This is a genomic window from Mycolicibacter heraklionensis, from assembly GCF_001021505.1.
In the GTDB taxonomy this organism is placed as follows: Bacteria; Actinomycetota; Actinomycetes; order Mycobacteriales; family Mycobacteriaceae; genus Mycobacterium; species Mycobacterium heraklionense.
This window is the reverse complement of sequence record NZ_LDPO01000048.1, coordinates 1-4613: the sequence shown is the minus strand read 5'-3', so window position 1 is coordinate 4613 and position 4613 is coordinate 1. Positions and strand designations below refer to the sequence as shown.

Below are 4613 nucleotides of genomic sequence, written 5' to 3'. Positions count from 1 at the left end.
GCCTCGACGTTCCCGCCCTGTGGGCGCCCCGCAACCGCGACGAGGAACTGCGGGTTCCGATCGGGGTGACCGCGACCGGCGAGCCGTTGATCTTTGATCTCAAGGATGAGGCCGAGGGCGGGATGGGTCCGCACGGGTTGATGATCGGTATGACCGGCTCGGGCAAGTCGCAGACCTTGATGGCGATCCTGCTGTCACTGCTGACCACGCATTCCGCGGATCGGTTGATCGTGATCTACGCCGACTTCAAGGGTGAGGCCGGTGCGGACATCTTCCGGCACTTCCCGCAGGTCGTCGCGGTCATCTCGAACATGGCCGAGAAGCGCTCGCTGGCCGATCGGTTCGCCGACACCCTGCGCGGGGAAGTCGCGCGGCGGGAGTTGCTGTTGCGCGAGGCGGGCCGGCGGGTGCAGGGCAGTGCGTTCAACTCGGTGACCGAGTACGAGGCCGCGATCGCCGCGGGGCATGATTTGGCGCCGATCCCGACGCTGTTCATCGTCGCTGACGAGTTCACCCTGATGCTGGCCGATCACCCGGAGTACGCCGAGTTGTTCGACTACGTCGCGCGTAAGGGACGGTCGTTCCGGATCCACATCCTGTTCGCCTCGCAGACGTTGGATGTGGGCAAGATCAAGGACATCGACAAGAACACCTCGTATCGGATCGGGTTGAAGGTCGCCAGCCCGAGTGTGTCGCGGCAGATCATCGGGGTCGAGGACGCCTATCACATCGAGTCCGGCAAAGAGCACAAGGGCGAGGGCTTCCTGGTGCCGGCTCCCGGCGCGGCGCCGATCAAGTTCCGCAGCACCTACGTCGACGGCATCTACGACCCGCCGCAGCAGTCCCGGGCCGTGGTGATGCACGCGATTCCCGAGCCGACATTGTTCACCGCGGGTGCGGTCGACTCCGGGCAGGAGACCACCGTGGTGGTCGAGGCCGACGAGGAGACACACGCCCCGCCGCGCAAGCTGATCGCGACGATCGGCGACCAGCTGGCGAACTACGGGCCGCAGGCCCCGGCACTGTGGTTGCCGCCGCTGGACGAGCCGATCCCGCTGGCCGCGGCGTTGGCTCGGGCCGGGATCGGGGAGCGGCAGCTGCGTTGGCCGTTGGGGGAGATCGACAAACCCTTCGACATGCGCCGGGATCCGCTGGTGTTCGACGCCCGCTCCGCGTCGGGGAACATGCTCATTCACGGCGGCCCCAAGTCGGGCAAGACCACGGCGTTGCAGACGTTCATCCTCTCGGCGGCCAGCCTGCACTCACCGCGGGAGGTGAGCTTCTACTGCCTGGACTACGGCGGCGGGCAGTTGCGGGCCTTGGAGGACCTGGCCCATGTGGGCAGTGTCGCCTCGGGGTTGGAGCCGGAGAAGATCCGCCGCACCTTCGGGGAACTCGAACAACTGCTGACCGCGCGTCAGCAGCGCGAGGCGTTCCGTGATGGCAGCATCGGCTCGCTCAACGACGGCTACGGTGAAGTGTTCTTGGTCATCGACAACCTGTATGCGTTCAGCCGGGATAACACCGACCAATTCAATACCCGTAACCCGTTGCTGGCCAAGGTCACCGAGCTGGTCAACGTCGGGTTGGCCTACGGCATCCACGTCATCGTGACCACCCCCAGCTGGCTGGAAGTCCCGCTGGCCATGCGGGACGGGCTCGGGTTGCGCCTGGAGCTCAAACTGCACGACCCGCGCGACAGCAACGTCCGTGTTGCCGGGGCGCTCACGCGTCCGGCCGAAGCGGTGCCGGCCAACCAGCCCGGTCGTGGTCTGACGATGGCCGCCGAGCACTTCCTGATCGCCCAACCCGATCTAACCCAGATCGCCGAGCTCAACGCCCGCCACCCCGGGCTGGCCGCGCCGCCGGTGCGGTTGTTGCCCACCAACCTGGCCCCCGAAGAGGTCGGGGCGCTCTACCCGGCACCCGAGCATGTGGTGATCGGGGTGCGTGAAGAGGACCTGGCCCCGGTCGAGGTGGACTTCACCGCCAACCCGCTGCTGCTGGTGCTCGGGGACGCCAAGTCCGGCAAAACCACCCTGCTGCGCCACCTCATCCGCACCGTGCGGGACAACAACACCGCCGATCAGGTGGCGTTCACCGTGATCGATCGCCGCCTGCACCTCGTCGACGAACCCCTCTACCCGGACAACGAGTACACCGCCAACGTCGATCGGGTCATCCCCGCCATGCTGGGCCTGTCGGCGTTGATCGGCTCCCGACGCCCCCCCGCGGGCCTGTCGGCGGCGGACCTGGCGGCCTGGCGCTACGACGGGCACACCCACTACCTGATCATCGACGACGTCGATGCCATCCCCGACACCCCAGCACTATCAGGGCCCTACGCCGGGCAGCGGCCCTGGACCACCCTGATCGAACTGCTCTCCCAAGCCGGCGATCTGGGCCTGCGGGTCATCGTCACCGCACGAGCCACCGGCTCAGCACACGCGTTGATGACCAACCCGCTGCTCCGACGGCTCAACGACCTACAAGCCACCACCCTCATGCTCTCCGGCAACCCCGCCGACAGCGGCAAAATCCGCGGCCAACGCTTCAGCCGCCTCCCCGCAGGACGAGCAATCCTGCTAGCCGACAACGACGAACCCACCTACCTCCAACTAGTCAACCCAACATTCAGCCAAACCTTGACGCGCTAGTGCGCATCGAAATGGGGAAGGGGAAATTGCCATGACGCTCAATGTGGTTCCGGAAGGTCTCGCCGCCGCCAGCGCAGCGGTCGAGGCATTGACCGCCCGTCTGGCGGCCGCGCAGGCCAGCGCCGCTCCGCTGATCACGGCGGTGGTTCCGCCGGCGGCCGACCCGGTGTCGCTGCAGACCGCTGCCGGTTTCAGCGCGCAGGGCAGCGAGCACGCTGCGGTAGCCGCCCAAGGCGCCGCTGAGTTGGGCCGCGCCGGCGTCGGTGTCGGTGAGTCCGGTGTCAACTACGCCGCCGGTGACGCCGCGGGCGCGTCCACGTACTTTTTGGGCGCCCGAGGCTGATGGTTCCCGCCCCGGTCTGGATCGCCTCCCCCCCGGAGGTGCATTCAGCATTGCTGAGCAGCGGTCCCGGACCGGGTCCGTTGCTGTCGGCTGCCGGGGTATGGAACTCACTGAGCGCCGAGTACGCCTCGGTGGCAGACGAACTCACCACGCTGCTCGGTGCGGTGCAGACCGGCGCGTGGCAGGGACCCAGCGCCGAGCAATACCTGGCCGCACACGGGCCGTATCTGGCCTGGCTGGGCCAGGCCAGCGCGGACAGCGCTGGTGTAGCCGCACAGCATGAAGTGGCCGCAGCGGCGTACACCAGTGCGTTGGCGTCGATGCCGACCCTGGCCGAATTGTCTGCCAATCACATGACGCACGGGGTGCTGATCGCCACCAACTTCTTCGGGATCAACACGATCCCGATTGCGCTCAACGAAGCCGACTATGTCCGGATGTGGGTCCAGGCCGCCACCACCATGAGCACCTACCATGCGGTGTCCGGTGCGGCGCTGGCTTCCGCGCCGCGAGCGGTGGAGGCGCCCCCGGTGGTCAAAGCCGACTCCGCCCAGCCCGCGGAAGACTCGTCGTCGGACATCGGGGATTTCTTCACTCGGTTGTGGGAACAGCTCGTCCAGTTTTTCAACGACCCGATCGGGGTGATCCGCGAGATCCTCAGCACCCCGGGTGCGTTGGTGACCTGGTTCCCGCTGCTGTTCTTCGTCGCCTACGAGGCGTTCTTCATCCCGTTCGGCTGGACCTTCTGGTCGCTGTTGTTCGCCAGTGCGGCCCTGCTGCCGATCTTGCTCGGTGTGGGTCTGAGCCACCTGGCCGACCTGGGTGAGGAGATTGCGCCCGAAGGCGTCGCCGAGCCGGTACCGGGTTCGGTCATTCCGTCGAGCGACCGGCCGCCCGCCGTGGTGGCGGGCTTCAGCCCGAGTATCGCCACGCCCGGTGCCGCGAGTGTTCCCGCCGCACCGGCTACCTCGACGGTGGCACCGCCACCGCCGGCGGCCGGGGTGATGGCATTCGGCTACTTGGTGACGGGCACCGACCCGGGCACCGGACTGGGTCCGACCCTGACCGACCGCAACAAGGCGAAAGCACCGGCCTCGCGGGTGCCGGCGGCCGCGGCAGCGGTGGGCAGCTCGGCGCGTGACAGGGCGCGGGCGCGGCGGCGCCGCCAGGCGGTGATGCGTGATCACGGGGACGAGTTCATGGACCTGGACTCTGGTGCCGGCACCGGTCCCGATCCCGCGTCGACCGCGCCGTCCGCGGCGGGTTCGGACAGCGGTACCGGGCCTCTCGGATTCACCGGGACGGTGGGCAAGCAGGCACGCAGTACGGCAGCCGGGCTCACCACCTTGACCGGTGACGGGTTCGGCGGGGGTCCGAATATGCCGATGTTGCCCGATACCTGGGGCGAGAAGGATCTTGACGACTCCGCTGGGGAGTCGGAAGCAGAACCGAAGTAGAAGTCAAGAAAGGAGTGCGGCGATGAGTATGTTGGATGCGCATATTCCGCAGTTGGTGGCGTCGGAGTCGGCGTTTGGTGCCAAGGCGGCGTTGATGCGGTCGACGATGGCGCAGGCGGAGCAGGCGGCGTTGTCGGCGCAGGCGTTTCATGTGGG

At 67.6% G+C, this 4613-nt stretch carries 3 protein-coding genes and 1 pseudogene; all 4 read left to right on the top strand.

Going from position 1 to position 4613, the window contains the following annotated elements; genetic code table 11:
- Positions 1 to 2657, top strand: a 2657-nt coding sequence (eccCb, locus tag ABW16_RS23475) for a type VII secretion protein EccCb (RefSeq protein WP_047321613.1), incomplete at its 5' end; no start/stop codon positions are given.
- 31 nt (positions 2658 to 2688) lie between these two features.
- A complete protein-coding gene (locus ABW16_RS23470) occupies positions 2689 to 3000 on the top strand; it encodes a PE family protein (RefSeq protein WP_047321612.1) in 312 nt (103 codons plus the stop codon).
- A complete protein-coding gene (locus tag ABW16_RS23465; protein ID WP_047321611.1) occupies positions 3000 to 4457 on the top strand; it encodes a PPE family protein in 1458 nt (485 codons plus the stop codon). Before ABW16_RS23470 ends, ABW16_RS23465 begins: the two co-directional genes overlap by 1 nt.
- A 22-nt stretch (positions 4458 to 4479) precedes the next feature.
- A pseudogene (locus tag ABW16_RS23460) lies at positions 4480 to 4613 on the top strand (type VII secretion protein EsxS); the annotation flags it as partial.